The sequence below is a fragment of the Legionella sp. PC1000 genome (assembly GCF_014109805.1).
Classification (GTDB): Bacteria; Pseudomonadota; Gammaproteobacteria; order Legionellales; family Legionellaceae; genus Legionella; species Legionella resiliens.
This window is the reverse complement of the sequence record NZ_CP059400.1, coordinates 2,560,037-2,584,182: the sequence shown is the minus strand read 5'-3', so window position 1 is coordinate 2,584,182 and position 24,146 is coordinate 2,560,037. Positions and strand designations below refer to the sequence as shown.

The following is a 24,146-nucleotide window of genomic DNA, read 5'->3' as shown; positions in this document are numbered from 1 at the left end:
TTATTCCAGGATTTAAATTACCGATATCATCAGGCTATACTTAAAATAACTAATTAAAATAACATAATAATGGCACGAATTCTGGTTTTACAACATTCTCCTTATGAACCATTGGGTATCATTATTCATACTTTAAGAAAGATGAAGCTGCGTATTCGCTACGTCAATTTTGCCAGAGATCCTCATCAGCGAGTGGATGTGAATCGTTATCATGGCATTGTTGTTCTTGGCGGTGCCATGCATCCTAATGAGCTTGATGTGTACCCTCATCTAATTCACGAAATAGAATTATTGCGGGTAGCAATTGCTAAAGAAGTGCCAATATTAGGCATTTGCTTAGGCTCTCAACTACTGAATATAGCTTTGGGTGGGAGCTGTTATGTTTTAGACAAACCTGAGTTTGGATGGACACGAGTAGACAAATGTGGTGAACATGATTTATTTCGACTGTTCGATCCTCCACTCCATGTTTTTCAATGGCATCAATTTGCAAATCAGACAGCACCAGGTATTGATGTACTTTTAGAAAACAGCCAGTGTGTGCAAGCCTTTTGTCATCATAAAAGTGTGGGGCTCCAGTTTCATTTGGAGGTCGATGCCCATTTGATTCAAAGGTGGCTCGAACACCCAGACTATTTAGAGCATTTACGTCGCTATCTACAACCCGAAGATGTTCATGCGATTCATGCAGAGACCAAACTGCATTTACCCCAGTCAATGGCAATAGCGAAGCATTTTTTTGCTAATTTTTGCCGCTTGTTTCATAAAAAATCCTATGCTTTATCGTCATGGACAGCGGGAAGGGATTTATTTTAAGTTTCTATTGATGATTTAATGAGTCAGCAAGAATTGCCCATGCGGCAAAATGAAAAAGTTTAATGTAGCGATAAAATGAGTGATTTATAACCTAGGAGTTTAATATCGCTACATTTTGTATAATACCACTTTAATATTAATTGAATATTAACACTCTTAAAACTTTGTGAATTGGCAGTAAATACCTGGAATAGCATGAAATAACCCTCAAAATGCCTACATTCCGCCGCGTTTCGTGTTGGAGCCAGATCCATCGGAGGATATGCTTGATCATATTGAAGTTATCCCTATATAGGAGTTGGTGTGACGCTGTCTTTTGGGTTAGCTTCTCCGTTAGGGGGAACAGTAACTGGGGTGCCGTATATCATTCTTGAGAAGAAAGAGAACGCTCCTGAGAGGTAGCCGCCTGTCTCCACATTGGCTTTTTCTGGTTCTTTATTTTTTTCTTTGCTGCGATCCACGATACCAAAATGCTCAATAGCATGTTGTTCTGTCAATTTCATGAAAGAACCAGGCTCAGCAATGGGGGGAAGCTTCTCTGGCCTCTCTTTATAAAAGCGTTCTGCAGCGATTGCGACTAATTCATTAGCTTGTTTTAGCAAGCACAGTTCATCTACTTCAATTTTTTTGCTAGGGACCATCCCACGCAAAGCCGCCAAGTCATAGATAAAAATCTGAATTTGTTGATAAAGTTTTGCAAAATCTTCAATAGTATCAGCAAATTGCTCTTCATAGCTCTTAATAAGTTCCTCGATGGTATATTTTTCAACACCTTTTCCAGTCAGCTTTTTATAGATATGAGTTATTTTAATGGCTGTAGGGTGGTTGGGTAATTTTTTGTATTCTTCAGAGTTTATAATTTCATTCAGAATAACAGGAGAGCTATTTTCGATGTGATTTAATTGCATTAATAATGCACTAAAAAAGTGGGTGAAGCGATTGTCTATAGATTCTTGGAAGTAACTAAAATCTTTTTTCAATGCATGAGCTCGAACAACCAAGGTATGATTTATGCTGGTGAAACTTAATTCAAGCAGTGAGGTAATAAACTGCTTAATCATTGAATTATCTAGTGCAGAGAGTTCTTCAAATTTAGTAAATATATCAATAATGGATTGATATAGTGTCTCTTTTTCTTCTTGTTTCTCAATAGGAGACCAATCTTCATTTAAATATTGGTGGCTCACCTGACGAATCACGATACCAAATGTTTCCAACACATTTTTGCGAGTCACTTCAGAATCCAGGATTGATGTTTCTTTATTGGCGACTTTCTTTATGCTTTCTTCTAGGACTTTGCTTGCAGTATTGATCAGCTCGGCAAGATTTTTTCTTTTAGTATCAAGACCAAAAATTTTAAAAAAATGTGCTTGCATTAATAAAGCATGTTCTTCATTAACATAGCCAGAGTAAGTAGTAAATACATCATTGAAAAGACCATAGACACGTCCTTTATGCAAAATTCTGCGTTGCTTTATCAGGCCCATGTAGGAATAATGGGTTGAATTATATGCCTCATAGGCAATTTGATTTTTGGAGATCGCCGCATAAAGTGTCCGTAAAATGGTGGGAAAATCAAGAGTCGTTACATTAATTGACTTGACTCCAGCATCCATTCCCGAATATTTTCGGCCTAAAGCAGTATATTGATGAAAGATTTGAATGGCATCATTAAATTCAACTTGCTGCTTGCATAAGAAATTAAGTACCTTATATATCATTAATTTTTGGACATGGGTGGTCTTATACCCATCGGGGGAAACAATGATTCCTTGTTGGGAACCATCGTTTCCATTTGAGCCAGTCCCATGATGCCCGGGCATGGAGTAACAAATGAGATTTTGTTTTTCTTTAGAGATTACTTCAGGATAAATCGGAGTGAATCCCCAATCAGAACGTTCGTTTGCATAGTAGATTAATTCAGTATTTTTTATAATTTCCGGCAATATAAAAAATCGGTCGTCATACCAAGTAATCGGAAAACAATCTCCGGGGACAGGATCTATACCAAAAAAGTTTATTGAGCTAGGTGGCAGATGTGTTTTTAGGTTATTAAACCATTGCTCTTGCTCTTCTTTGGGTATTAAATTTATTTGGGATTTTATAGGCTCTATAATATCTGGCGTATTATTTTTTGGTGTACCCTTGTATCGTTTGGTTTGCTGTTCAGCCAACTGCTTCAATACTTCTTCAAAGGTAGTACATCCAGAAATAATTGTTTGTATTGCTTGCAATTCATGGGCTATTAAAATCGATTCAACTGCGCCTCTACTATGAGCAAGAATGTTGATTCGAGTTTGTCCACGGGCTACGGCCTTTAATATTGCCACCAAGCCCAGGGCAATTTTCTCTCCTACATTAGAACCATCTGTTGTAGGTCCATTAATTACAGTAATTTCATCAGTTTGAAAAGGATATGGATTTTTTGCATCTACTTTTGCCGCTTTAGGAAGGAGATTTGTTTTAATTAAAGAAGAAACTACACTCAATGTTTCTCCTTTAGGATAATCTTTTACTTTTGCTCCCTTAGTATAAGGAGAAGGTTTAGCAGTTTGTTTTAATTCGGGGGTAAAGTCAGTGAGTGTTCCTAGCATTGTGAGTGTGAATGGCTGTTTTTCAATTTTACCGTCCATAGTAGATGCCCCATAGTGTGACACAATGATTCATTATAGACACTATTGAATATAAAAATAAACAAGTAAGCTTATTGAAAAAATAGACATTCATTCTCAAAAGTGTAATGTTTTCCTTAAATTGTAAAAATCGTACAACAGGCTATTCTTTATCAATCCACTCTATCTCAGGATGATAACTATGAATTCACTTAAGGGACTTAAAATAGCTATTTTATTGACAGATGGTTTTGAGCAAGTAGAAATGGTAAAGCCTAGAAGCGCCTTGCAAGATCAAGGAGCGCAAACTTTTCTTATTTCAAATAAATCAACAGTTCAGGGATGGAATCATGCAGATAAAGCAGATTCTTTTGATGTGGATGTACTCTTGGAAAATGCAAATCCAAACGAGTTTGATGCATTACTCCTACCTGGAGGAGTAATGAATCCAGATACATTAAGGACTTTACCTGAAGCTGTAGCGTTCACAAAAAAAGTTAATGAACAACAAAAAACCATAGCCGCTATTTGTCATGGCCCCTGGCTTCTTATTAATGCTATGGCCGTTAAAGATAAACGGCTGACTTCTTGGCCTTCGGTGAAAACTGATTTAATTAATGCAGGAGGAGTATGGGTCGATCAGGCTGTGGTTAAGGATGGAAATTTAATTACCAGCAGAAAGCCTGATGATATCCCCGAGTTTAACCAAGCAATTATAGAACAATTGAGTGATTATAAAGCAAAAGCATAAACATATTAATAGGTTGGGTCATTTTGACCATGAAGTATCGTCACTTTTTTATAAGAGCCGCCAATAATTTTTTCGCCTACGTACCGCGCTTTATGCGCGGTATCCAGATGATCTTTTAAGATACTGCTGGGTTTCTCTAAAGCAAGATCCCCTGGATACCGCGCATAAAGCGCGGTACGTAGAGAAATTTACAAGTTCGTAGAGAAATTTACAAGTTCGTAGAGAAATTTACAAGTTCGTAGAGAAATTTACAAGTTCATAGAGAAATTTACAAGTTCATAGAGAAATTTTAAATGAAAAACTGACGATCCCTCAGGTCATTTTGACCCAACCTTAAAGTTAGGGGCTGACTCTCTTCTATAAGAGCCTGATCCAGCTTGATGGTATTTCATATTTTATTAAGTTATTCTTTTAAAATAATATTAAGTTCTGATAAAAGATATTACAATTTTCAACAATTAAATGCTAATTTAAGCGTTGCAAGAGCAAATTAGCTGATCTTGATTTTTTACGTGGAGAAATCTGAAAAAGATAGGTTATATTAAATTTCCTTGTGGGTTGGAGTTTTGCATCTTTTCAAGAGGTTGTGCGGCTTTTATAATATTAATGATCCGTCTATATTTATAAAGAGGAAATGAAAGGATATTCATAATGAAACGAAGTAAAAAACTGTGTTTTATGCTGGCTTATTTGTTGGTGATACTGCCTTTTATTGGTTTTTATTTCGGTGATTTTTATACTTTTCTCCCTTTTTTTATATTATTCACATTGATTCCGCTGATTGATACTTGGTTCGTTGATCCAGACAATCCAGAGAGTACTCAAGAACATATACTATTAAAGGACAGATATTTCAAACTTCTTACCTGGATGTATGTCCCTTTGCAATATTGTTTTTTGATACTTGCGACTTATCTGCTCATACATTTCCCTTTAACAGCAACAGAGTTTATTGGGTTTAGTTTATCAATTGGACTTCTGACAGGGGGGATTGGAATTACTCTTGCTCATGAACTCATGCATAAAAACTCCATCACTGATCAAACCCTAAGTAAACTATTATTGGTCAGTGTATGCTATGGCCATTTTTTTATTGAACATGTCCGTGGACATCATGTTCATGTGGCTACACCCAAAGATCCTGCAACATCTCGGTTAGGGGAAGGTTTATACCAGTTTTTACCTAGAACAATCATTGGTTCTTTTCGTTCTGCTGTGAACATAGAGTACAAGCGTTTAAATCGTCTGGGATATTCATGGTTCCATTTGAAAAATCAGTTCTGGTGGATAATTAGCATGCCTATTATTTTAGCAATGGCTCTTTTTTATTATGGTGGATGGAGTGCTCTTTTTTTCTTCATTCTTCAATCTTTGACCGCCATTATTTTGTTGGAAGTCATTAACTATATTGAACATTATGGTTTGGAACGCAAGAAACTAGCTAATGGATCCTATGAGAAAGTTTCAGAGCAACATTCATGGAATGCGAGTCATTGGCTTAGTAATATGCTCCTTTTCCAACTGCAAAGGCATTCCGATCATCATGTTCATGGAGCACGCCCTTATCAATTATTAAGGCATATTGACTCAAGTCCCCAGCTTCCTTCAGGTTATTTGGGAATGATAATTCTGGCTCTTTGCCCCCCATTATGGAGAAAGGTAATGGATAAGAGGGTATTTGCCAAACGCTCGCTAAATCGATGAGTTCTATTTCAGTTTGTGATTAAGGATAATTGGGTTATTTTTTTACGATAACATTTTTTAACATATCGCTAGACGCTTCTAAAGCATCATTAATTTTTGATACTACATCATAATTCGAATGAAAAAATTTGGGGGAATGTCGGCTCGTCCTTTCAACAGGTTTGGCTAAAGCGGTTGCTTCTTCGTCTGTTATTTCTGCTGCTTTAATATAGGTCTTAATTGATTGTCGCAGCGTCTTATCTAATTGAGATATAACTTCATAATAATTATTTGATTCATCAATAGGCTTAGCAAAGTCTCTAGTGAGTTGTTCGGTAGCACTCCGTACCTCATTTATTTTTCGTTGGATAATTTGGTATTTTTCATTATTTACACCATATTTTTTTTCTAACCTATTGCTAATTTCTATAAGAGCGTTCTCCAAATTTACTGCTGCTGCAATAATTACTCCCTGTTTTTTTTGAAAAAGTTCATAAACAGCAACAATATGTTCTTGAGTATTATATTTTCTGAGGTAATCGGTATTATAATTTCTAATTGGGTTAAAAGTATGTTTGGAAGGATTAAAATCTTCTACATGATTCGTATAAACATCTGAAGCTTCGTCATATTCCTGATAGTAATTTTTAGTTCGAGAACGGTATTCTGAAGCAGGATATACATCATCAGACCAAGGATCACAAATATAAGCATCCTTACCCCAAGTCTCTGGTTTCTTGGGATCACTACCTTTTTGTCTCCCCACTACAAGTACGACGTGATTGCCACCTGCTAATTGAAAAACTTCTGCATTCACGTGAGGAACATAATGAGCAATATAATCTAAAGCCAGTTCAGAAAGCTCATTACAATTCCCAATTGAATATTTTTTACTGCATTCAATGGATTGGTAAAACTCATAAATATAATAGTCAAACTCCAACCATGAGCTTGCAGACTCCTGAGATTTTTCCCTTATAGCTTTTACTGCTTCACTTAGACTTTTTCTCTTATCAATATGATAAGTATTATTAATAAGTTGAGTTGCGCCTTCTATTATGAATTCTCTGGCGTATTTATTAGCAAGATGAGCGGCATCCTTATTTGAATAAGGGACAATAGCCTTTGGGAGTCTCATAATTAAACAAATTGATCGATTTAAATAAAATTATAGCTGAGAAGAGTTCAAATTTCATACCACAGAAGAAACTTCATAAGAGTACAGGTTTTTTGCTGTCAACTAATGATAGGTCGTTAAGTCACAACAAGACACGTACTGAGATGTTTATTGCTTCTCAGTTAACCTAGCTATACTTAAAGTTAATTCATATTTCGTTAGAGGTAATTTACTATGATTATTGACGTTCATGCACATTGCTTTCCCAAAGAATATCTTGATGATATTGAAAAAAAAGGAGCGGATTTGGTTAATGTGGCTCGCTATATGAAAGCTGGAACCGATGAGCAAGAATTAGCGGCGCGCTTTGCCGTAATGGAAACCGCTGGCGTGGATTTACAAGTGCTTTCAATGGTGCCTCAAGTTCCTTATTTTGCAAATAAAGAGGATGCCGTGAACAGTGCAAAAATGGCCAATAATCTTTACGCGCAGCTTATTACTAAATATCCAAAACGTTTCCAGGCATTTGGGATTTTTCCTCTGCCGCATATCCAGGAGTCATTAGATGAAATTAAACGTTGCTTTGATGAGTTGGGGATGTGGGGAGTTACCCTGACGACCACTGTCTTGCAGCAATCTATTGTCGAAGCAAACCGTTTTGAGGCCATTTTTGCTGAGCTAAATCGCAGAAAAGCGATTGTCTTTTTGCATCCTGCCGGTTGTTGCACCGGAGAGCAGACCAAGGTTTTTGGTCTAACGTGGATGATTGGTGCTCCATTTGAGGACACTTATGGCGTGCTGCATTTGATTTTATCTGGTGTCACTTCACGTTTCCCGGATATCCGGTTTATTAGCACCCACCTCGGCGGATATTTGCCGATGATTATGCAACGTATTGATAATTTATATACAGATTGGGGAGAGGGTGAGATAAACGGCAAGCCCAGTGATTTTATAAAGAAATTTTGGGTGGACACAGTTGCTCATGGCCATATTCCAGCCTTGCGTAATGCTGTTGATGTTTATCCCTCGGATCATTTGCTGTTAGGTACAGATTACCCTTATGCAAATCAAGATAAATACGTCAGGGCTGTTGATTATATTAAACAAGCGAATCTTACAGAGGATCTAGTCCAAAAAATTTTAGCTGATAACGCCAGGGAGTTGTTTAGAAAGTAGGTTCTGCCCTGAGGGATAGTTTTCATTTTAAATTTCTCTACGTATTGCTTAAATTTCTCTACGTATTGCTTAAATTTCTCTACGTACCGCATAAATTTCTCTACGTACCGCATAAATTTCTCTACGTACCGCGCTTTATGCGCGGTAACCAGAATGATATTTTAAGATGCCGCTGAGCATTTCTATAGCAAGAACCCCTGGATACCGCGCATAAAGCGCGGTAGGTAAGCGAAGAAATTAATCGCGGTACGTAGACGAAAAAATTAGTGGAGGTTTCTCATCAAAAAAAGACGATACCTCAGGGTATTCTGCCCCAAAGGATTAGAAAAACCAGGATTGGTTGGTGAGAGCAAAAATGGCCAAAGCTTACTTATATATTACTAGACACGCAATATCTGTCTGTATACAGGGGCAATACATTTCACCTCTGAACCGAATTTCTTTAACATCTTTTGTGTCGCAATCAATTTGGCGTCAACAATCTTATCTGTTTCATGATGGTCATTATGATGTAATATAAGTTGCTTTGCATTGGCCAAGTGTGCAAATTCACTTATTTGCCTGGGGCAGGAATGCCCCCATGACACCCGTCCCGCATCGTATTCTTCGTCTGTAAATGAGCAATCTACAATTAAAATATCTGAATCCATTGTAAACTTAATAAGATTACGTACAAAATCAGCATTATATAAGTGGTATGATTTATCATAGAGTTCATTATCAGTTATATAGCTTATGATTTTATTATTATATTGAATTTTATAACCATATGTTGCACATGGATGCTGAAGCGCGATAGTTGCTATTTTGATAGTATCAATTTTAAAATTTTGATCCGCCATTAAATCATGATATGAAATGGTAGAGGGTAAATTATCAATTTTAACTGGAAAATATAAGCCATCCATGAGTCCTGCTAGTAACTCATGAACGCTTTTTACTCCTTGTGGTGGGCCATAAAAATTGAATCGATTTCCAGGATGATATAATGGTTTAAAAAATGTTAATCCATGTATGTGATCCCAATGCTCGTGTGAGATAAAAATATCCGCCTCTATAGGGTTTTGGTTTCTGATGATTAGCTCATTACCTAATGGGATTATTCCAGAACCTGCGTCTAATATGATCGCGCGTTCATTTACAAAATTTAATGTGACGCATGAAGTGTGCCCACCATATTTGATAAAATCTTTTCCTGGTGCAGGAAATGCACCCGTTATCCCCCAGAATTCAATATCAATCTTGTCTTCAATAATACGATTAAGTTGATCAGTAAATAATTCAATGCGGTTAATTTGATAAATACAACCATGTGCACCTAATTTATATGGGTTAATGTTTTTATTGCTAGGATCTAAAGAGAGAATGACGACCTTATATATATTTGATTTACAAAGTTTTTTGATCTTTTCAGTGGGGGTCTTTTGATCAGCTAATACATAGTCGGGTTTGATTTTATTCACTTCAACGAGTATATCCTCCGTATTATCTGTAGAGAACGTGATATGTCCTGATGCTTTCAGTTCGTTTGCAATTAACTTAATTATATTGGGATCTTGATGAACGAGATAAATGCGTAATGGCTTCTGAGGAGTATGAATTTCCATATTCTGATTAGACTCCATCAATTAATATAGATATAGTATGGCATATAAAGAGAAAAGCATTTTTTAAACATCATTATTAATAATTGGTCATACTAGAAATAAAATGAGTACGATTAGCTTCTTTCTACTATCTGGATCTTACTATAAGAAATCCTGGTAGCTTGTGGCCGTGATTTGTAATTGTTTCCTTAATTTATTCCTTGCATACATTTTTAGACGTCAGTTTTGTTTATTTATTCGCAATAAATTTGTCATGTGCGCAAATATTGTCCTAATATTATATTAATTATACTATTTGAAGCTCGGTCTTATGTGGCGTGATGTTCCAAATCTCAAAGATTGGGAAAAATTATGTGAAAAGTGTGGATTAACTGCAAGTGAGGTTAATACTCTTCTAGCACCGGTTACCCAAGCCTTGCAAAAGTATCATTCAATTCCAAAAACACAATTAGAATTACTCGATAAAAGAATGAAATTACTTTCTCAGATAAATAATATGTGCACTCATTTAATGGGAACAGAACCCAAAGTGGTGGAACCATTAGTGATTATCCAAAAACTCGCTGAAAACAAGGCAATTTATCTAGAAAAATTAAAGGATTATTATAAAAAAGCTAAGCCCCGACACGTGTTAAAGAATGAATTGCTGCGAACACTTAAAGAGCGAGAAGAAACCCATTGTAATAACCCTTTATTACGTCTTTCTGGCGCAACTTTAATCGAACGTTTAGATCCTGCTCATCGCACAATTGAATTTAAATACAGTGATATTGAAAAAGGTTTCAACCGTGCCTGTTACCCCATGAATACTGCATTCTATGAGTGGGTTAGAGAAATTGACCCGCCTCCCTTTTTTTTATGGTTAGAAGAGCATCCACTGACAACCGCCTTAGAAGGTGTGAGTGACAATTGGACAGACGCTTATAAAACGAAGGTCACTTCAGTCGATTATGAATTACGAGATAAAGTTCAAGTTAAAATCGACGATAAAAAGTTGAAAATTATTTCCAAAGATTCTTTAGCAGAAACCCCTCTCCTAAATACAGCACGTTTGAAAAACCTCTTTTTTAAAATGGGCATGCCCTATGGCGGATCAGCTTTTGTATGGGATAAATTTAATGATAACCTATTCCATGTTCATCCTCATAAAGCAGGAGTTTTTCACCACTCTTCACTGTTTCAGGGGCGTAAAGTGCGTTGTGCTGGAATGTGGCTGGTTAAAGATGGGATGGTGGCGATGATTAGTAACAGCAGTGGGCATTATAAACCGGATACATTACATTTTTATCAATTAATTCGTTTTCTTCATGAGAAAGGAGTAGTCAATAATTGTACCTCAGTTGCTGATTTCTTACGTCCTTTGCCTTACTCAGAAGGAACTCGGATACCTAGCAGTTTTATTCCGCTTCAAGAATACCTTACATGGGCTGAGGGGCAACCCGCTGTGGCACAGTATCTGGAAACAGAAAAATTGCAGCCATTAACCCCACCGCAACAGAATGTTGCAGGAACACTGGGAGCAAACGGAGGTTAATTCACATCCCCCTATCTATTATATAAAAAATAAAAGCCGTTATACCTCAATTGAAAACATCGAGGTTGGACATTTTGCGAATAAAAATTTCATTTTTCCTCACAAGAGTGCATTTATAATGTAATCTTAAAGCCTTTTTCACTTGCAGATTAAAGATGCAACTGTATCTTCTACACATCTCTGAAAAACCAGACCAGCTTTATTCCCACTCCCGCGGCTTGTCCCTGAACGATCGTCAGTTTTTTAAATTTATCATGTACCACTTAAGTTTCTCTACGTACTGCTTTCCTACGTACCGCGCTTTATGCGCGGTATCCAGAACGATATTTTAAGATGCCGCTGAGCATTTCTATAGCAAGATCCCCTGGATACCGCGCATAAAGCGCGGTACGTAGGCGAAAAATTTAGTGGAGGTTTCTCAAAACTGACGATACCGCAGGTAAACAGACCCTGAACGATCGTCAGTTTTTTGAATTTATCATGTACCACTTAAGTTTCTCTACGTACTGCGCTTTATGCCTGAGATATTGTCACTTTTTGTGACCATATCTCAGGGCTTGTCCGCGGGATCCAGAAGATCTGCACTAAAACACTGTACCCCGCAGTCAAGATATGGGGCGTATGCAGAGATGTAAAGCAAGAGACAGGTTGCTCGTAACCAGTCTAAGGTTGCGAGCCTCCCATTGATCTTAAATCGTTATTGATTATTGTTAATCTAGATATATAGATTTCAGCAAGCGCGGGATCATTTACAACTTTAGAAAATTTGCCCCACACAATATGATCCTCATTTTTATCAGTAGGATATAACATCCATGATTCGGAATATTTATCTTTTAGAAATGCAATTGCCATATTATTTAAGCCAATAATGCTATGAATAAACACGTTTTTCGCATCTTGATGGTTTTGATACACCGAAGCCATTCCCATGATTAATTCAAAATAGATACTTGCTATGTCATGAGGATCTGCGTCTTTTAAAAGATCAATCTTAATTTTTTCTGATGGCCATCTAATTATTGGAACTTCATATATTCCATAAATTTCCCTAACAATAGGCAACGGATTAGAAATACTCTCACCCATACTGTCATTATCAATTAAAGAGAAAATATTTGTTTCAATATTATAAAAAGTATTTTCTGGATGAAAATCATCATGAATTACCGATCGCAAATTTCTTGGGGATATAAATTGCTCCGCTCCAATAATACTTTTATGTAATTTACTGGTTTGACGACCAATAGTATAAAAAATATCTTTAAGTTTGTTTATATCTTTATTTTGAAGCAGTTCATAACTCATTATTTTGAACAGTTCTTTTCCTTGAGCCGCCTCAAGAATAGCAAAATAATAAATATTATTATCATTTTTTACCTTGTAATATTGGATTAACTTACTTAAACAAATGGTAGCCGCTTCAGGATTATTTTGAATCGCTTCCAGTTTTGAATAGTTTTGTAATGCAAACAAAGACTCTGCTTCTTTTTTCGAAGAAAGCCCTTTTATAACAAATTTCATTTGATTATCTATATAAACGAGATAGATAAAGTTATTTGCAGCACCTGCTTTTAATTGTGTGACCGACACATTCTGTTCATTAAAACCATTTGCGGCGGCAAAATGTTTCGCGACATAAAGAGCAACTTCAGGATCCCATATTTTGGTGACTTTCTGAGAAATATTCCCAAAGTCATATTGCTCAATATTTGAGGCTATAGAGTTACTGGGCAATAAACAGACAGTTAGAATACTAACAATAAAAATATAATTTAATAGTGTTAGGGTTTTGGATTTAAGAATGGAAAAGTTCAATTAATATCTCGAGGATTAAAAATGATCAGATTGTATGTCAACTGACATACATTGATCAATAGGATTTGAAGTTTAGGGAGCAAGCGTTGTACTCGAACATCTTCATGTCATCTGGAGATTTCCTGAAGTAGACGGGGTATTTTATATTCTATTTATTCTTCAGTGGGTAATAATATGCACTACATTATCAGAGTGAATTTCAATGTTAAGCATTCGACACGCATTTAAGATTTCGTCAACACACAACTCATTATCATAAAAATCAAAAAAATCTCTGTGAATGTTACTACTGAGAGAATTTAACGAACAGCCATAAATCGATGAAACGGCACTATTTCTTCCGTCAGAAAGACTAACTCTCACGACTCTGCCATAATCTGTGGACAGGGCGCACCTCATTACCTGGCTATTAGAAAAAATTGAATTCAAAAAAAATGAATTAAAACACTGGCAGGCAAATAAATTGTTATTGACCAATAAAACCATTGTCAGCACAGACATTAACAGAGTATTTTTTAAAGTGAGCATATGATCGACGTCAAAATCAAATCCATTTTTTTAATTATAGAACACTGCTGAGTGTCCTTATCATGGATGCTAAATCTCTTTTAATCGCACTTATAGTTCATTTCAAAAACTCAATTATCTTAATTATTAATAAAACCATGAGATTAATAACTAAGTTAAATTGCGCTGAAGCCAAGTAGGTGCTAAATTTTAATTGGTAACCTCATCAATAAATTACATTGATGACCTAAGAGAAAACGATAAGTGCCTACATTTTTCTGAACGAGTAAAATGCAAGACCACCCGGATTCTTTTGGGCGGCTGTTTTAGCTTTTAGTCGTATATGACACGCAATTATCGGACTAAGAAGTGTATACTAATCAAGGAGAAAAAAAATGAAGAAGAAGATGATTCCTATGCTAGCCTCAATTTTACTGATGAATCTTGCATATGGTAGTAATGAGGCAACTATTAGTAGTAATGATGCAGCTAATAATAGTTCTGGCCATCAAGCATCTAAAGCAGATGTCCACACACATATCACCGATTTTGAACTCATCAGCGAAGGCTCTTCTCCCGATTGCGAGAAATTCTTTGGCCAAGTTCTAAAAGAAAAAAGCTTTACTTGGAAAAAAGGAGAACAGACCCTCCTCCCAGGAGGTCATTCTGTTAGTCACAAAGAACGCATTATGAAAAATTATTCAGACCATGATCAAGCCTTAATTCGGCATAAAGTCCAGTTTAATGGTCAAGAAACAGCAGATGTTATTGTTGGATTTACAAAAAACAAAACCAATAAAGATGAAGCAGCAAGCGGTCTTATGATGGTAGTCAACTGGGTTGACGCCCAAGGAAAACCTGAAGATAGAACCTGTTTGTTTTCTTTTAAAGAGAAAATAGAAAAATAAAGAAGAAATGATGTTGGTACGTTAAATCGTTAAGAGAGAGTTTTACTCGTCAATTAATCTTTTCAACTTAGGCATTGGTATGAAAAAAATTGGTGTTATTGAACGTGTAGGCTCTCTCACTCCCAAAAAATTTCACTCCCAGTATGTTTTACAGAATAATCCAGTGATTATCCAAGATGCTGTTGCTTTCTGGCGAGCATACAAATTATGGTCTCTCGATTATTTTGCAAAAACAATTGGTAAAATTAAAGTTCGTTATTATATTTCTCAATCTAACTTGTATCCTGATCTCAGCTTTATCGAGGAAGATAGGCTGGATCAAAAAGCATTTTTTAGCGAAGGAACGCTGGTGCATTTTATTGCTCTGCTAAAAAAAGCAAAGAATGTATTTCTTGCAGGAGACGAATTATCGCTTTTCGATAAAAGAAAATACAATCAAAAACTTAATATTTTAGAGCAAGATTTTGAAATTCCATTATTAATTGATAGAAATAAACTTCATAGTGGTGGACTATGGATTTCTCCTAAAAACATTGTATCGTGGTTGCATTATGATCAAAATGGTTGTCATAATTTGAATGCTCAAATTAAAGGTGCCAAAGACATTTTTTTATTTCCTCCTTTTAAGGTACAAAACTATTATCTGAATTTATACAGTAGAAATGGAATAGCAAACTTCAGCCAAGTAAATATTTTAAATCCGGATTACATTCGGTTTCCTCTATACCGTAATGCTGTTTATTTAGAGGGTAGATTAGATGAAGGAGAGATTTTATTTATTCCTGCCTATTGGTTGCACAGCTTTAAACATCTTGGCGACATCAATATTAATTTGAATTTTTGGTGGGATGAAGACGAATCGACTAAGGTCTCTAATTCATTATTAATCAGGGAAAAATTCATGGTTGCAGTCAAAAAAACTTTATCTGGAGGGGAAGATAAATCCCTTCTTACTCAGTTAGAAAAAGAAGATAACTCCATTCAGGAATTAATAAGAGATATTGAACTAAACATCTTATCCTCTTAAACAAATCGAATTTAAAATAGGTTTTGTACAGGAGAACTTATGTTTAGAACTAATATTTACAGTAAGAGAGTCAAATTTTAAAGTTTTTTCATAATAGAAAAAAATTTTTATTTACTCTCTAACCTGTAAAATTATGGATTAACTATCGAGACACCCAAAACCAAGAACTCGACCTTCTTCTTGTGCGGTTATTTGAGTTGAATCTGCACCAGCAATTGAAACCTCATCTAATTCAACAAATTCAATTTCTGTGGTGTTTTGAAGTTCATCGCGTATTTCGTCTTTCATATTAACTCCTTAATTGCATTTTACCCATAAAGCTTAGATAAGCTTTTCCCTTTTTATTTTAGTATAATTTACGAAAATTGCTGCAGCAATAGCTCATATAAAATTTAATATAATTGGAAACTCTATTATTATCATATGAATGGATATCTCTACTTTTTTTAGCTATATTCAAATAAAGTTAAAGGAGGATTTCCATTTGAGTTCCCTCACATTTTTTCAACTGGGTACAATTTTATATGAAACAATAAATAGACCAGGTACGAATTTTTTTGATTTAGCTCCGATTTTCAGCAATTTAACCAGAACAGATATCATTTCTCTGATTAATAGTTTTTTAATAGAAATAACTGCTAATGATAAAATTACTGATGAAAATAAAATATACTTTTATCAGCAGCCTGGCTTGCATTTATTAATGCGTTTTACTCACCACAAATCATCCTCCAATACCTTATCTGCAAGTGAGGTTGATGCTATTGTGATGAATTTATCAGAAGTGGAATTAAATATACCGTTGTATCATTGTAATTTACAGCGGGAGCGCTTATATGAGAAACCCAATTCTCTTAAGCGAGAAGAAGACTTGATTCTCCCTTCATACAAACCAGTTTGTTTACCGGCATTCTCCTCAATTGCTGATTTTTACAATGCGTCACATAATGCACCTTTACTTATTGTGCATTCAGATAAAAAAGCAAGAACCACTTGGGTTTTTAATCAGGAGACTTTAGATCCCATTCGACGGATTAGTACTGATGTACGTGCCTCAAGAATTCGATTAATTTTAGAATTATTTCAGGCCATGCAGGTTGTTAAGGGAATCAAACCTCTTTTAAAAAAACTGATTTTGTCCGATTATGATGCGAACGTTCGCTGGGAAGCGATGAAATACTACTATAAAATTAATGGTAGGGGTGCATTACCTTTATTGCGACAGATTGCAAGCCAGGATAAAGATCCTGAAATAAAGAGAGCGTCACAAAAAACATTAGCATTAATGGGGGAATGAGCATGGCGGAAACATTTTACCCTAATGTAAAAAAACCCATTTCATTAGAGACATTTATTAAGTTTATTGAAAATAATCCCATAATAGAAGCACTGAAGTCCTCGGAGTACAAACCGGGATATTTAGAAACAATTGCTCAGAAATTGGCACAACTCGCGCTTAATAAAACTTTTTTAGTAAAAAAACTAGGTTCCGTGAACCAATTTTTTTAATTACTTGAAAAGTAGGCAGTTTTTATAGTGAAATTCGATTGCGATCGTTAACAACACTAATGGAACTGCCTACATGTATAATAATATATCAGAACGAGTCTGGGATACAATTTATTCTTTTCTGCAAGGAGTAAAAGGATTGCACATTAAGAATAATGAGAAGACAAGATGCTTTGTGGAAGGAGTCTGGTATGTATTACGTACAGGCTGTCAATGGCGCCTGCTCCCGCCCTATTACGGACATTGGCGTAAAATTCACAAGCGATATAAAATGTGGTCAGATCGCGGCATTTGGACTGGCTTAATGTCTTCAGTTAGCGATGTTGATGATCAAGCCGTCATGATTGATGCCACCATAGTGCGCGCGCATGCGTGTGCATCTGGTTACGACAAGGAAGGGAATGATGCTCAGGCATTGGGGCGCAGTAAAGGAGGTTTTACCACTAAAATTCACGCTTTGGTGGATGGACTGGGGAATCCGATTAAGTTTATCCTGACCGGGGGACATCGAAACGATATTACTCAAGCAGCAGAGCTATTGAAGGAGCAGCGTGACACGATAGTTCTTGCAGATAAAGGATATGATTCACAGGCACTTGTTGACACACTGGAGAGTCAAGGCTGTATTGCAACCATTCCGTCAAAAAAGAATGCGAAGAACCCAAGAAAAATCGATAAAGAGCAGTACAAAGAGCGGTTTTTAGTTGAAGCTTTTTTCTCCAAAATCAAACACTTTCGGCGTGTTTTTTCTCGTTTTGATAAAACAACGACCGCTTTTTCCGGGTTCTTACATTTGGCCGGAGCGCTTATATGGATGCGCTAGAAAATTGGTTCACGGAACCTAGGTAGCGAATTAAAAAATTTTGAAACGTTTCAAACCGGTAATCAATTCAAACCATCAACGATTATAATTCATAGAAGTACTAATTACGTGATAAGAGCAGTAATTTGGATGCCTCTATCTGATCGTAATCAAGCTAAAGTTTTTTCATATTTCGAACCACATGATCATAACTTTGATTTTTTTACGGTAAACTACTTTGGGCCTGGATATAAGACACGAATTTATCAGTATGACTATGATCTAGTAAAAGGAATACCGGGAGAAGAGATCAACTTACCGTTTATAGAGGAATGTTATTTAACCCAGGATAAGGTTATGTATTATTATGGTAGTTCTGATGCTCATATCCAGTATCCTCCGGAATCCATAACGGTTTCACTAAATCTCATTCTGCCCAAAACGTATCCAGCCAAACGCCGCCAATACGAATTCGAATTACTAGAAAAAAATGGGAAAGCCAAAATAATTTTGGGTAACCTTGATCGCTTGACTCAAATGCGCACTTTAATTGATACAGCAATTAAGTTAGGGGATAAAAATAGTTTGGTTCTCATTCGCAAAATTGCGATGACACATTCCAATGAACAAATGAGGGCAATCGCGTGGAAAGCAATCTTGGCAAATTATCCGGATAAATCTGTTTTGGCTTTGGCACTTGAGGACCATAGTGAATACGTGAAAGCGTCTCTTGCGGAATTTATTAAGAACTAAATAATACTGCCTTCTGAATAGGTGAGTTACCTGTTCATAGAAAAATACCCATATAAATGAATTGACTAAGTAGCTCCAACTATTATTTCTCGGGGGAAACTTTTTGTGCCCGGGTAGTTAAGGACATAATTTACAAGGTGTGCGAGCTCCTTGGGTGGAATGGTATTTTTTTCATTTGCCTCAGAAATTGTGAGCTGCCCTGGAGCAATGGTACACACTTTAACTCCTTGCTCTCTAACTTCTTCAAATAATGCTCCGGAAAAGCCGAAAATTCCATGTTTTGTGGCACAATAAGTGGAAGCTCCAGGGATATATTCCCGCCCTGCAATGGATGCAATATTAATAATTATACCGTGTTTACTCGCGATTAAGTAAGGTAAGGCTAATCGAGTAATCATGATTAACGAGACTAGATTTGTTTGAATCGTATCTTTTATAACCGGAAGGGGTGTATTAATAAAATTTTCAAAATTAAAACACGCTGCGTTATTAATAAGGACGTCTAAGCCTTTAAAATGATTAATTACTCCTTGAATGATCGACTCAGCTGCCTCAGGAAAAGAGAGGTCATGAGCAACAGTGATAACGTCACTTTTATCCAATGACTTGGCTAACTCATCCAAACGATTTTGATTTCTACCATGGAGCGCTATTTTGTTATCGGAAGTATTTAATAATTTGGATATTTCTCTGCCAAGCCTACCTGTTGAGCCAGTTAATAGAATCTTCATTATAAATCCCTATAAAATTAGAATACATGCCAAAAAATTTTTAATTAACATTATTATCTCCATCAATACCGGTCAATAAATGAAAGGAATAAAACGATAGTGAACACGTTTGGTATATTTAATGTAATGGTTTGAAAACTCTTTTGTGAGTGCTTTCTCTTCTAGCATGGAGCGTATGATCAGCAGGATGGTTAAACACAACGTAAACAACAAACCATACCAGGAACCAAGTAATAAAGGTATGCCGATAAAATAGAGTATAGAGCCAGAATACATGGGATGACGCACATAGTGATATGGACCTGTAGTCACGATTTTATGTTCCCTCTCTTTTTGAATTTTTACTACAGGGGAGGCATAAGAGTTCTCTTTAAATACCAAATAAAAAATATAGAATCCTATTATCATTAGAATTGCTCCCACAACTTTGACAAAAACAGGAACAAAATTTCCCTGGGAATAAGCCACATCAAAGGCAATTAAGGGTAGCCAAGTTATTTGCAGGATTGAGAACAGTACCATAATTACTTTGTCCCATTTTTTTTGGCCTCGTTGAATAACGAAGGATCGTCTTTCATTTAATAACTCCGGATCATGTTTCGCCAGCCAAAAACCAATGAATAGTTCAAAGCCTCCCTGAAGAAGAAGAAAGATCCATGCGCTTGGCCAATTAATAGTGCCTACAGGTAGAAAAAGAAATAACGCCATAATGAATAACGTAATCAATGTATGAATAATTAATTTCAATATCACAGCCAATTTTCCCTAATTTCAATTTGAACTTGAAGAATACGTTACCTGCTTGTTACAGCCTAATACTTTAAACGAGATACTTACAAATAGTATCAATGCTAAAGGAAGATTCAAGCTTGAGAGGAAAATTTGGAACATCATTTAAACGTATTCAGCAAAGAAGTGTCCAGCAACAAGCCTGGCTGTTTCAACCAGGCTTAATGATAGTTAGCACCCCTGTTTGCAAAACAACTCGACTTACGCAAAAGGATTATTGTGATTATGCTCAAGGAATGAGGAAGTTAGGGTTTGCATTATCACAGATATTTCCTTGTATTGTGAACTCCTAATTCTTAAAAATGTATCGTATTTTCCAGAATCATGCAATGCGAGGTGAAATGAACTTATAGGGTAAAAATAGATGTTCACCCATGAAATAAAAATTAAGTCAATTTGTAAAAATTGTGCAAATTACCCAATAAGCTCGCTTTTATTTTTTTATTTAATATATTATTTAATGAACTAAGTTGAGTGGATATGATTTTATGGCTAAAACTCTTGAAGAATTAAAAAAACTCATCAATGAACAAGAGGCAGCATTACTCATTAGAGCGCAACGGCAACAATTAAGCTTTATGGAGCAACAGGCGTTTGAAAAGCTGCGAATAAGACTAACCGATGAAGAAGGAATGAATGAACTTCCTTCAGTAGATCTATTGCAAAAAATGTATATGAAACCTAGCCAATCATTTGAAGTCCAATACGCAAATAAGGAAGCGATTGCTCAGATATTTGCAAATTTTGAATTGCAATTTGGCAAGGAAAATATTCATGATGATTGCCTCCAGTTCCCCGATAATTCAAAAGCAGACGCTTTTTTTCGTCAGCAGGCAAATGACGGTCATGCATTTTTATTTAAACAAGAAAATAGCGATAATTATGCTTTTTCTGATGGTAAAGGCCATTACAAAATGGGGAGTAAGGGGGATATTATCTCTTATTGCAAGAAAAACTCATTGGAATTGCCACACTATTTTAATACAGAATTATCTAATGAACGGGATAGTTCACCTTCAATAATGCACCAATAAAATTGGAAGTGTTATCCTGTTAAATGCTTAATAGCCAGCCACGCTTGCATCACTCTAAAGCTCAATTTATTATTTTTCCACCCGCATCTTGTATATGCCTTATCATATAGTGTTGAATTTCTTCATTAACACCTGCAAGAGGAAAGATCGAAAATTGAGATTTTGAGTAAAACAATAAATAATAGTCAGAAAATTGCCAAACTGATTCAATTGATGACCAAGGAAGAGTAACTGAGCCTCTACCTGATGAAAAGGTGAAATTATCTTCGGAAGCCAAGAATAGAGCATCAGGATGTCCCATTTTCTTGAATTTGTTTATAGAATTTCGATAATGAACGAGATACAGCGTAATCGCTATAGCAACAGAAAAAAAGAGTATCGCCCCAAGTGCACCAGTAATCCAAGAATAATCTTCATTAGCCATTAGGAATATAAAATATCCCATTAATGCTAACCAAGTCAGGATCATTAAAGGTCCAACGGTTTTATACCAAAAACTAAAAATTGCTTTACGAATAAGGCTGGTTGAGTAGATTAATTCAGTTTGATGCATAGGTTTCCTGTAAGGGAAGAGGGCGCTAGCAAATTATATATGTAGAAACTTAACCAATTTTGTTAAGCATTTCAATTTTATGAACCTCAAAAAACGCTAGCCAAAGGAGGTAAATAGGTAAGAAAAAATACAGTTTGAGCTATAATCAAAGTATATCTGTTGCTGCATATCAGTTAAAGAAATGGTTACGATATTCCCTCAACGAAATCAGACACGAGCCAACAAAAATTTAAACAGGTATCTGGCTAACCTTAATTTACCTTGAATAAGTCTGGTGTTCTACTAAAAATTCATGGGCAATTTCTGAGGGATTTATTTTTTTACATCTTCTATTTTAAAGTAAACTTTAATTAGAAGTTCCTATTCTTTCAATCCAATTCATTACAGTAAGCGTGGCTTAAGAATAGGGTTGAAATTTACAAGATGCAATGAACAATACAATTACTATTTTGCTCGATTTAGAGAAATGGCTGATGAAAACAGCCATTTCACTTAAGAGATACCTTGTCATTAGAGAGTATTTTCAATTGTATTTCCTGATGAAAGCATTGCGGTGATTTTAGAGCTCTCGCTAGATGAAGGATAATATGAAGAATGAAAAGAATAATGGTCATCTTTTTGTCTTCTTAAAGCAGTTTGATATAACGTAGTTAAATCTTGCGTTTCTGTACGTTTTTGTGCAATTTTTACTTCTGTTGTCACGGTCTTATCTGCTCCATTTTTTATCAATACTTCAATCATTTCGGCTTTTCTACGATTGGTTGTAATTGCCGCAACCGCCAATGGAGTTGGCTCAGATAAGGTTAATTCATTATCATAACCTCCATTATAATGAACAGTAGCTTTTCCTTTTTTGGCTTGATAGTTGACGTCGGCACCTTTTTCTATCATAAGCGCCATAATTTCAGGGGCTTTTGCTAGTGTAGATTGGGCAGCGTAATGAAGCGGAGAGAGAGCACCCTCTTTATTCTTAGGTTTAAGACTTGCTCCTTTTTCAATGAGAAGTTTGGCAATATCATAAACTTCCTCGCCCCCTTGTTTTTCTAAATATAAACTCGAGTTAGGGGAGGATAAGAGGTATTCCAAAACCGTTTGATCAAAATAAGATTGGACCTCATTGACATCACAACCATGTTCTTCGATTAAACAACGGAGCACGTTAAGCTTTAATGTGTTCGACATGTTTTGAGCATCAAGAACCGTAATAAGGGGGTTTTTAGCTCGTTGTTCTCTGCTACTAAGGTCATATTTTCCATCTAAATAGGTTCCTTGCTTCACTTCAAAGGCTATATATTGCTCTTCTCTTGCTAAAGCGCCCGTTTGTATCATGCTAGTAATATCACTGTTAGCCTGGTCAGTTGCTTCTTTTTGCACTGAGACAAATAATTCATTGAATTTGCTTATAAACCAACTGAACCAATCCATCGAATCGTGTTTGGAGTTAATATTTTTATGACATGCATCGACAAGAACGGAAGCCTTTTTTCCGATTTCATTTATCATTTCGCTATCTTCCAGGAGATGACAGTCAAGCTCTGATGTGCCCATTTTATCTAAGATAACACCTGTATTACTTTGGCGTGCCGAGATTTTTTCTTGTCCTTCTAAGACTTCGTTATCGGGCTCTTTAGATGATTCAAGAAGTTTTTTAAATTTATTGATAAGCTGGGTTATCCATGATTCGGTAATTTGAATATCAGTAGCAGCATAATTAGAAATTGTTACCCCTTGATTGTACAATTTTCGAATATTTGTATAAAGTTGTTGGTTTTGCTGCATCAGTTCAGCAAGTGTTTCGATTGTAGTTTCATCTGCTTTAAAAGGTTTAAATTCCGCTATTTCAACAGATGGTCTATTTTTAATAACAATCTCTTTAAGACTTTGGTGCGTATTTATCAATAATTGATTATTTTGTAAGGAAGAATCAAAACGCTTTTTAACAATCTTATTTAAGCGCAGAGTATCCTGAGAGTCACCTAATCGTGTTTGAGCAAAGCGTGCAAGTGCAAGAAAACCTTTAGCATCAAAAGTATATTCATCTGACTCTAATAGGGCTAAGACTGCGTCTAAAGCTTCTTTGTCTGAATTAAAATCCAGGCCATAACGATCATACAAATCGCCACTGTGTAACAATCCATTTTTATTAGGCAGACTATATTGAAGTTGATGAGCTTCAGCAAAACCTTCAAGTGTTTCAAGTCGATGACTGTGAAGTCTTAATTTATATTGACCACCATAAAAATTTCCTTCCTCTTTTATTTCCAACTCAAAGGGGTGTGCATTTTTTAAAGCGTAAACCTTAGTTCTCATAGCAATTAGTTTCTGTTGTTAATAATATGCTCATTATACGCTTTTTTTAATCGAGTGTAAAAAATCATGAAACTTAACTGAGCGATAAAAAATAATAAAGTGGTGG

General features: G+C 35.8%; 22 protein-coding genes. 13 read left to right on the top strand and 9 right to left on the bottom strand.

The genetic code is table 11. From position 1 onward, the window contains the following. Positions 1-69 precede the first annotated feature (69 nt). Positions 70-816: a type 1 glutamine amidotransferase gene (locus FOLKNPGA_RS11360; RefSeq protein ID WP_182350015.1), complete on the top strand. Its 747-nt coding sequence runs from the start codon at positions 70-72 to the stop codon at positions 814-816. Between the two features lie 287 nt (positions 817-1,103). Here the strand turns inward: FOLKNPGA_RS11360 and FOLKNPGA_RS11355 are convergent, their stop codons facing one another. Next, entirely contained in the window at positions 1,104-3,449 is a 2,346-nt protein-coding gene (locus FOLKNPGA_RS11355; protein WP_182350014.1) for a hypothetical protein, read from the bottom strand. Between the two features lie 181 nt (positions 3,450-3,630). On the opposite strand from FOLKNPGA_RS11355, the gene FOLKNPGA_RS11350 reads away from it, so the two are divergent. Both FOLKNPGA_RS11350 and FOLKNPGA_RS11345 read left to right on the top strand, forming a co-directional pair. Then, positions 3,631-4,179, top strand: coding sequence for a type 1 glutamine amidotransferase domain-containing protein (locus tag FOLKNPGA_RS11350; protein WP_182350013.1), 549 nt, complete (start codon positions 3,631-3,633; stop codon positions 4,177-4,179). Between the two features lie 651 nt (positions 4,180-4,830). Next, positions 4,831-5,883, top strand: a complete 1,053-nt coding sequence (locus tag FOLKNPGA_RS11345) for an alkane 1-monooxygenase (protein WP_182350012.1) — start codon at positions 4,831-4,833, stop codon at positions 5,881-5,883. A 34-nt stretch (positions 5,884-5,917) separates the two neighbouring features. Here the strand turns inward: FOLKNPGA_RS11345 and FOLKNPGA_RS11340 are convergent, their stop codons facing one another. Then, the gene (locus FOLKNPGA_RS11340; protein ID WP_182350011.1) at positions 5,918-7,000 is read right to left on the bottom strand and encodes a hypothetical protein; all 1,083 of its coding nucleotides are present in this window, start codon (positions 6,998-7,000) and stop codon (positions 5,918-5,920) included. A gap of 213 nt (positions 7,001-7,213) precedes the next feature. On the opposite strand from FOLKNPGA_RS11340, the gene FOLKNPGA_RS11335 reads away from it, so the two are divergent. Continuing rightward, the gene (locus tag FOLKNPGA_RS11335) at positions 7,214-8,158 is read left to right on the top strand and encodes an amidohydrolase family protein (RefSeq protein ID WP_182350010.1); all 945 of its coding nucleotides are present in this window, start codon (positions 7,214-7,216) and stop codon (positions 8,156-8,158) included. A gap of 380 nt (positions 8,159-8,538) precedes the next feature. On the opposite strand, the gene FOLKNPGA_RS11330 is transcribed toward FOLKNPGA_RS11335, so the two are convergent. After that, positions 8,539-9,621 (bottom strand): MBL fold metallo-hydrolase, encoded by a 1,083-nt coding sequence (locus tag FOLKNPGA_RS11330; RefSeq protein WP_182350009.1) that lies wholly within the window; start codon positions 9,619-9,621, stop codon positions 8,539-8,541. Between the two features lie 454 nt (positions 9,622-10,075). Between FOLKNPGA_RS11330 and FOLKNPGA_RS11325 the strand changes: the two genes are divergently transcribed. Further along, positions 10,076-11,299 (top strand): hypothetical protein, encoded by a 1,224-nt coding sequence (locus tag FOLKNPGA_RS11325; RefSeq protein ID WP_182350008.1) that lies wholly within the window; start codon positions 10,076-10,078, stop codon positions 11,297-11,299. Positions 11,300-11,962: 663 nt separating this feature from the next. Here the strand turns inward: FOLKNPGA_RS11325 and FOLKNPGA_RS11320 are convergent. Then, positions 11,963-12,823, bottom strand: a complete 861-nt coding sequence (locus tag FOLKNPGA_RS11320) for a serine kinase (protein ID WP_255465965.1) — start codon at positions 12,821-12,823, stop codon at positions 11,963-11,965. Positions 12,824-14,019: 1,196 nt separating this feature from the next. Between FOLKNPGA_RS11320 and FOLKNPGA_RS11315 the strand changes: the two genes are divergently transcribed. Both FOLKNPGA_RS11315 and FOLKNPGA_RS11310 read left to right on the top strand, forming a co-directional pair. Beyond that, positions 14,020-14,532 (top strand): hypothetical protein, encoded by a 513-nt coding sequence (locus FOLKNPGA_RS11315; RefSeq protein WP_182350006.1) that lies wholly within the window; start codon positions 14,020-14,022, stop codon positions 14,530-14,532. A gap of 79 nt (positions 14,533-14,611) precedes the next feature. Then, a complete protein-coding gene (locus FOLKNPGA_RS11310) occupies positions 14,612-15,559 on the top strand; it encodes a cupin-like domain-containing protein (RefSeq protein WP_182350005.1) in 948 nt (315 codons plus the stop codon). A 138-nt stretch (positions 15,560-15,697) separates the two neighbouring features. On the opposite strand, the gene FOLKNPGA_RS11305 is transcribed toward FOLKNPGA_RS11310, so the two are convergent. Next, on the bottom strand, positions 15,698-15,847 hold the full coding sequence (locus FOLKNPGA_RS11305; RefSeq protein WP_182350004.1) for a hypothetical protein: 150 nt from the start codon (positions 15,845-15,847) through the stop codon (positions 15,698-15,700). A 196-nt stretch (positions 15,848-16,043) separates the two neighbouring features. Between FOLKNPGA_RS11305 and FOLKNPGA_RS11300 the strand changes: the two genes are divergently transcribed. The 4 genes from FOLKNPGA_RS11300 (at position 16,044) to FOLKNPGA_RS11285 (ending at position 18,623) form a co-directional block, all read left to right on the top strand. Beyond that, positions 16,044-16,856, top strand: coding sequence for a HEAT repeat domain-containing protein (locus tag FOLKNPGA_RS11300; RefSeq protein ID WP_182350003.1), 813 nt, complete (start codon positions 16,044-16,046; stop codon positions 16,854-16,856). Positions 16,857-16,858: 2 nt separating this feature from the next. Further along, the gene (locus tag FOLKNPGA_RS11295; protein ID WP_255465964.1) at positions 16,859-17,068 is read left to right on the top strand and encodes a hypothetical protein; all 210 of its coding nucleotides are present in this window, start codon (positions 16,859-16,861) and stop codon (positions 17,066-17,068) included. 73 nt (positions 17,069-17,141) lie between these two features. Continuing rightward, entirely contained in the window at positions 17,142-17,891 is a 750-nt protein-coding gene (locus FOLKNPGA_RS11290; protein WP_058441825.1) for an IS5 family transposase, read from the top strand. 129 nt (positions 17,892-18,020) lie between these two features. Next, positions 18,021-18,623, top strand: coding sequence for a hypothetical protein (locus FOLKNPGA_RS11285; protein ID WP_255465963.1), 603 nt, complete (start codon positions 18,021-18,023; stop codon positions 18,621-18,623). A 65-nt stretch (positions 18,624-18,688) separates the two neighbouring features. Here FOLKNPGA_RS11285 and FOLKNPGA_RS11280 read toward each other — a convergent pair whose 3' ends face one another. Both FOLKNPGA_RS11280 and FOLKNPGA_RS11275 read right to left on the bottom strand, forming a co-directional pair. Then, complete coding sequence (locus FOLKNPGA_RS11280; RefSeq protein ID WP_182350002.1) at positions 18,689-19,354, bottom strand: SDR family oxidoreductase; 666 nt, start codon at positions 19,352-19,354, stop codon at positions 18,689-18,691. 72 nt (positions 19,355-19,426) lie between these two features. Beyond that, positions 19,427-20,107, bottom strand: coding sequence for an isoprenylcysteine carboxylmethyltransferase family protein (locus tag FOLKNPGA_RS11275; RefSeq protein ID WP_182350001.1), 681 nt, complete (start codon positions 20,105-20,107; stop codon positions 19,427-19,429). A 116-nt stretch (positions 20,108-20,223) separates the two neighbouring features. Here FOLKNPGA_RS11275 and FOLKNPGA_RS11270 point away from each other — a divergent pair, with 116 nt between their 5' ends. Both FOLKNPGA_RS11270 and FOLKNPGA_RS11265 read left to right on the top strand, forming a co-directional pair. Next, on the top strand, positions 20,224-20,436 hold the full coding sequence (locus tag FOLKNPGA_RS11270; RefSeq protein WP_182350000.1) for a hypothetical protein: 213 nt from the start codon (positions 20,224-20,226) through the stop codon (positions 20,434-20,436). Between the two features lie 195 nt (positions 20,437-20,631). Further along, positions 20,632-21,177, top strand: a complete 546-nt coding sequence (locus tag FOLKNPGA_RS11265; RefSeq protein ID WP_182349999.1) for a hypothetical protein — start codon at positions 20,632-20,634, stop codon at positions 21,175-21,177. Positions 21,178-21,238: 61 nt separating this feature from the next. Here FOLKNPGA_RS11265 and FOLKNPGA_RS11260 read toward each other — a convergent pair whose 3' ends face one another. Continuing rightward, positions 21,239-21,730 (bottom strand): YcxB family protein, encoded by a 492-nt coding sequence (locus FOLKNPGA_RS11260; RefSeq protein WP_182349998.1) that lies wholly within the window; start codon positions 21,728-21,730, stop codon positions 21,239-21,241. A gap of 510 nt (positions 21,731-22,240) precedes the next feature. Then, positions 22,241-24,040, bottom strand: a complete 1,800-nt coding sequence (locus tag FOLKNPGA_RS11255) for an ankyrin repeat domain-containing protein (RefSeq protein ID WP_182349997.1) — start codon at positions 24,038-24,040, stop codon at positions 22,241-22,243. Positions 24,041-24,146 lie beyond the last annotated feature (106 nt).

What these genes read in the sequence shown, in the direction of transcription:
- FOLKNPGA_RS11285 (WP_255465963.1), top strand. Translation starts at nt 18,021, where the DNA reads ATGCCTCTATCTGATCGTAATCAAGCTAAAGTTTTTTCATATTTCGAA.
- FOLKNPGA_RS11295 (WP_255465964.1), top strand. Translation starts at nt 16,859, where the DNA reads ATGGCGGAAACATTTTACCCTAATGTAAAAAAACCCATTTCATTAGAG.
- FOLKNPGA_RS11315 (WP_182350006.1), top strand. Translation starts at nt 14,020, where the DNA reads ATGAAGAAGAAGATGATTCCTATGCTAGCCTCAATTTTACTGATGAAT.
- FOLKNPGA_RS11260 (WP_182349998.1), bottom strand. Translation starts at nt 21,730, where the DNA reads ATGCATCAAACTGAATTAATCTACTCAACCAGCCTTATTCGTAAAGCA.
- FOLKNPGA_RS11265 (WP_182349999.1), top strand. Translation starts at nt 20,632, where the DNA reads ATGGCTAAAACTCTTGAAGAATTAAAAAAACTCATCAATGAACAAGAG.
- FOLKNPGA_RS11325 (WP_182350008.1), top strand. Translation starts at nt 10,076, where the DNA reads ATGTGGCGTGATGTTCCAAATCTCAAAGATTGGGAAAAATTATGTGAA.
- FOLKNPGA_RS11350 (WP_182350013.1), top strand. Translation starts at nt 3,631, where the DNA reads ATGAATTCACTTAAGGGACTTAAAATAGCTATTTTATTGACAGATGGT.
- FOLKNPGA_RS11345 (WP_182350012.1), top strand. Translation starts at nt 4,831, where the DNA reads ATGAAACGAAGTAAAAAACTGTGTTTTATGCTGGCTTATTTGTTGGTG.
- FOLKNPGA_RS11340 (WP_182350011.1), bottom strand. Translation starts at nt 7,000, where the DNA reads ATGAGACTCCCAAAGGCTATTGTCCCTTATTCAAATAAGGATGCCGCT.
- FOLKNPGA_RS11320 (WP_255465965.1), bottom strand. Translation starts at nt 12,823, where the DNA reads ATGAAATTTGTTATAAAAGGGCTTTCTTCGAAAAAAGAAGCAGAGTCT.
- FOLKNPGA_RS11355 (WP_182350014.1), bottom strand. Translation starts at nt 3,449, where the DNA reads ATGGACGGTAAAATTGAAAAACAGCCATTCACACTCACAATGCTAGGA.
- FOLKNPGA_RS11255 (WP_182349997.1), bottom strand. Translation starts at nt 24,040, where the DNA reads ATGAGAACTAAGGTTTACGCTTTAAAAAATGCACACCCCTTTGAGTTG.
- FOLKNPGA_RS11305 (WP_182350004.1), bottom strand. Translation starts at nt 15,847, where the DNA reads ATGAAAGACGAAATACGCGATGAACTTCAAAACACCACAGAAATTGAA.
- FOLKNPGA_RS11360 (WP_182350015.1), top strand. Translation starts at nt 70, where the DNA reads ATGGCACGAATTCTGGTTTTACAACATTCTCCTTATGAACCATTGGGT.
- FOLKNPGA_RS11310 (WP_182350005.1), top strand. Translation starts at nt 14,612, where the DNA reads ATGAAAAAAATTGGTGTTATTGAACGTGTAGGCTCTCTCACTCCCAAA.
- FOLKNPGA_RS11280 (WP_182350002.1), bottom strand. Translation starts at nt 19,354, where the DNA reads ATGAAGATTCTATTAACTGGCTCAACAGGTAGGCTTGGCAGAGAAATA.
- FOLKNPGA_RS11290 (WP_058441825.1), top strand. Translation starts at nt 17,142, where the DNA reads ATGTATAATAATATATCAGAACGAGTCTGGGATACAATTTATTCTTTT.
- FOLKNPGA_RS11335 (WP_182350010.1), top strand. Translation starts at nt 7,214, where the DNA reads ATGATTATTGACGTTCATGCACATTGCTTTCCCAAAGAATATCTTGAT.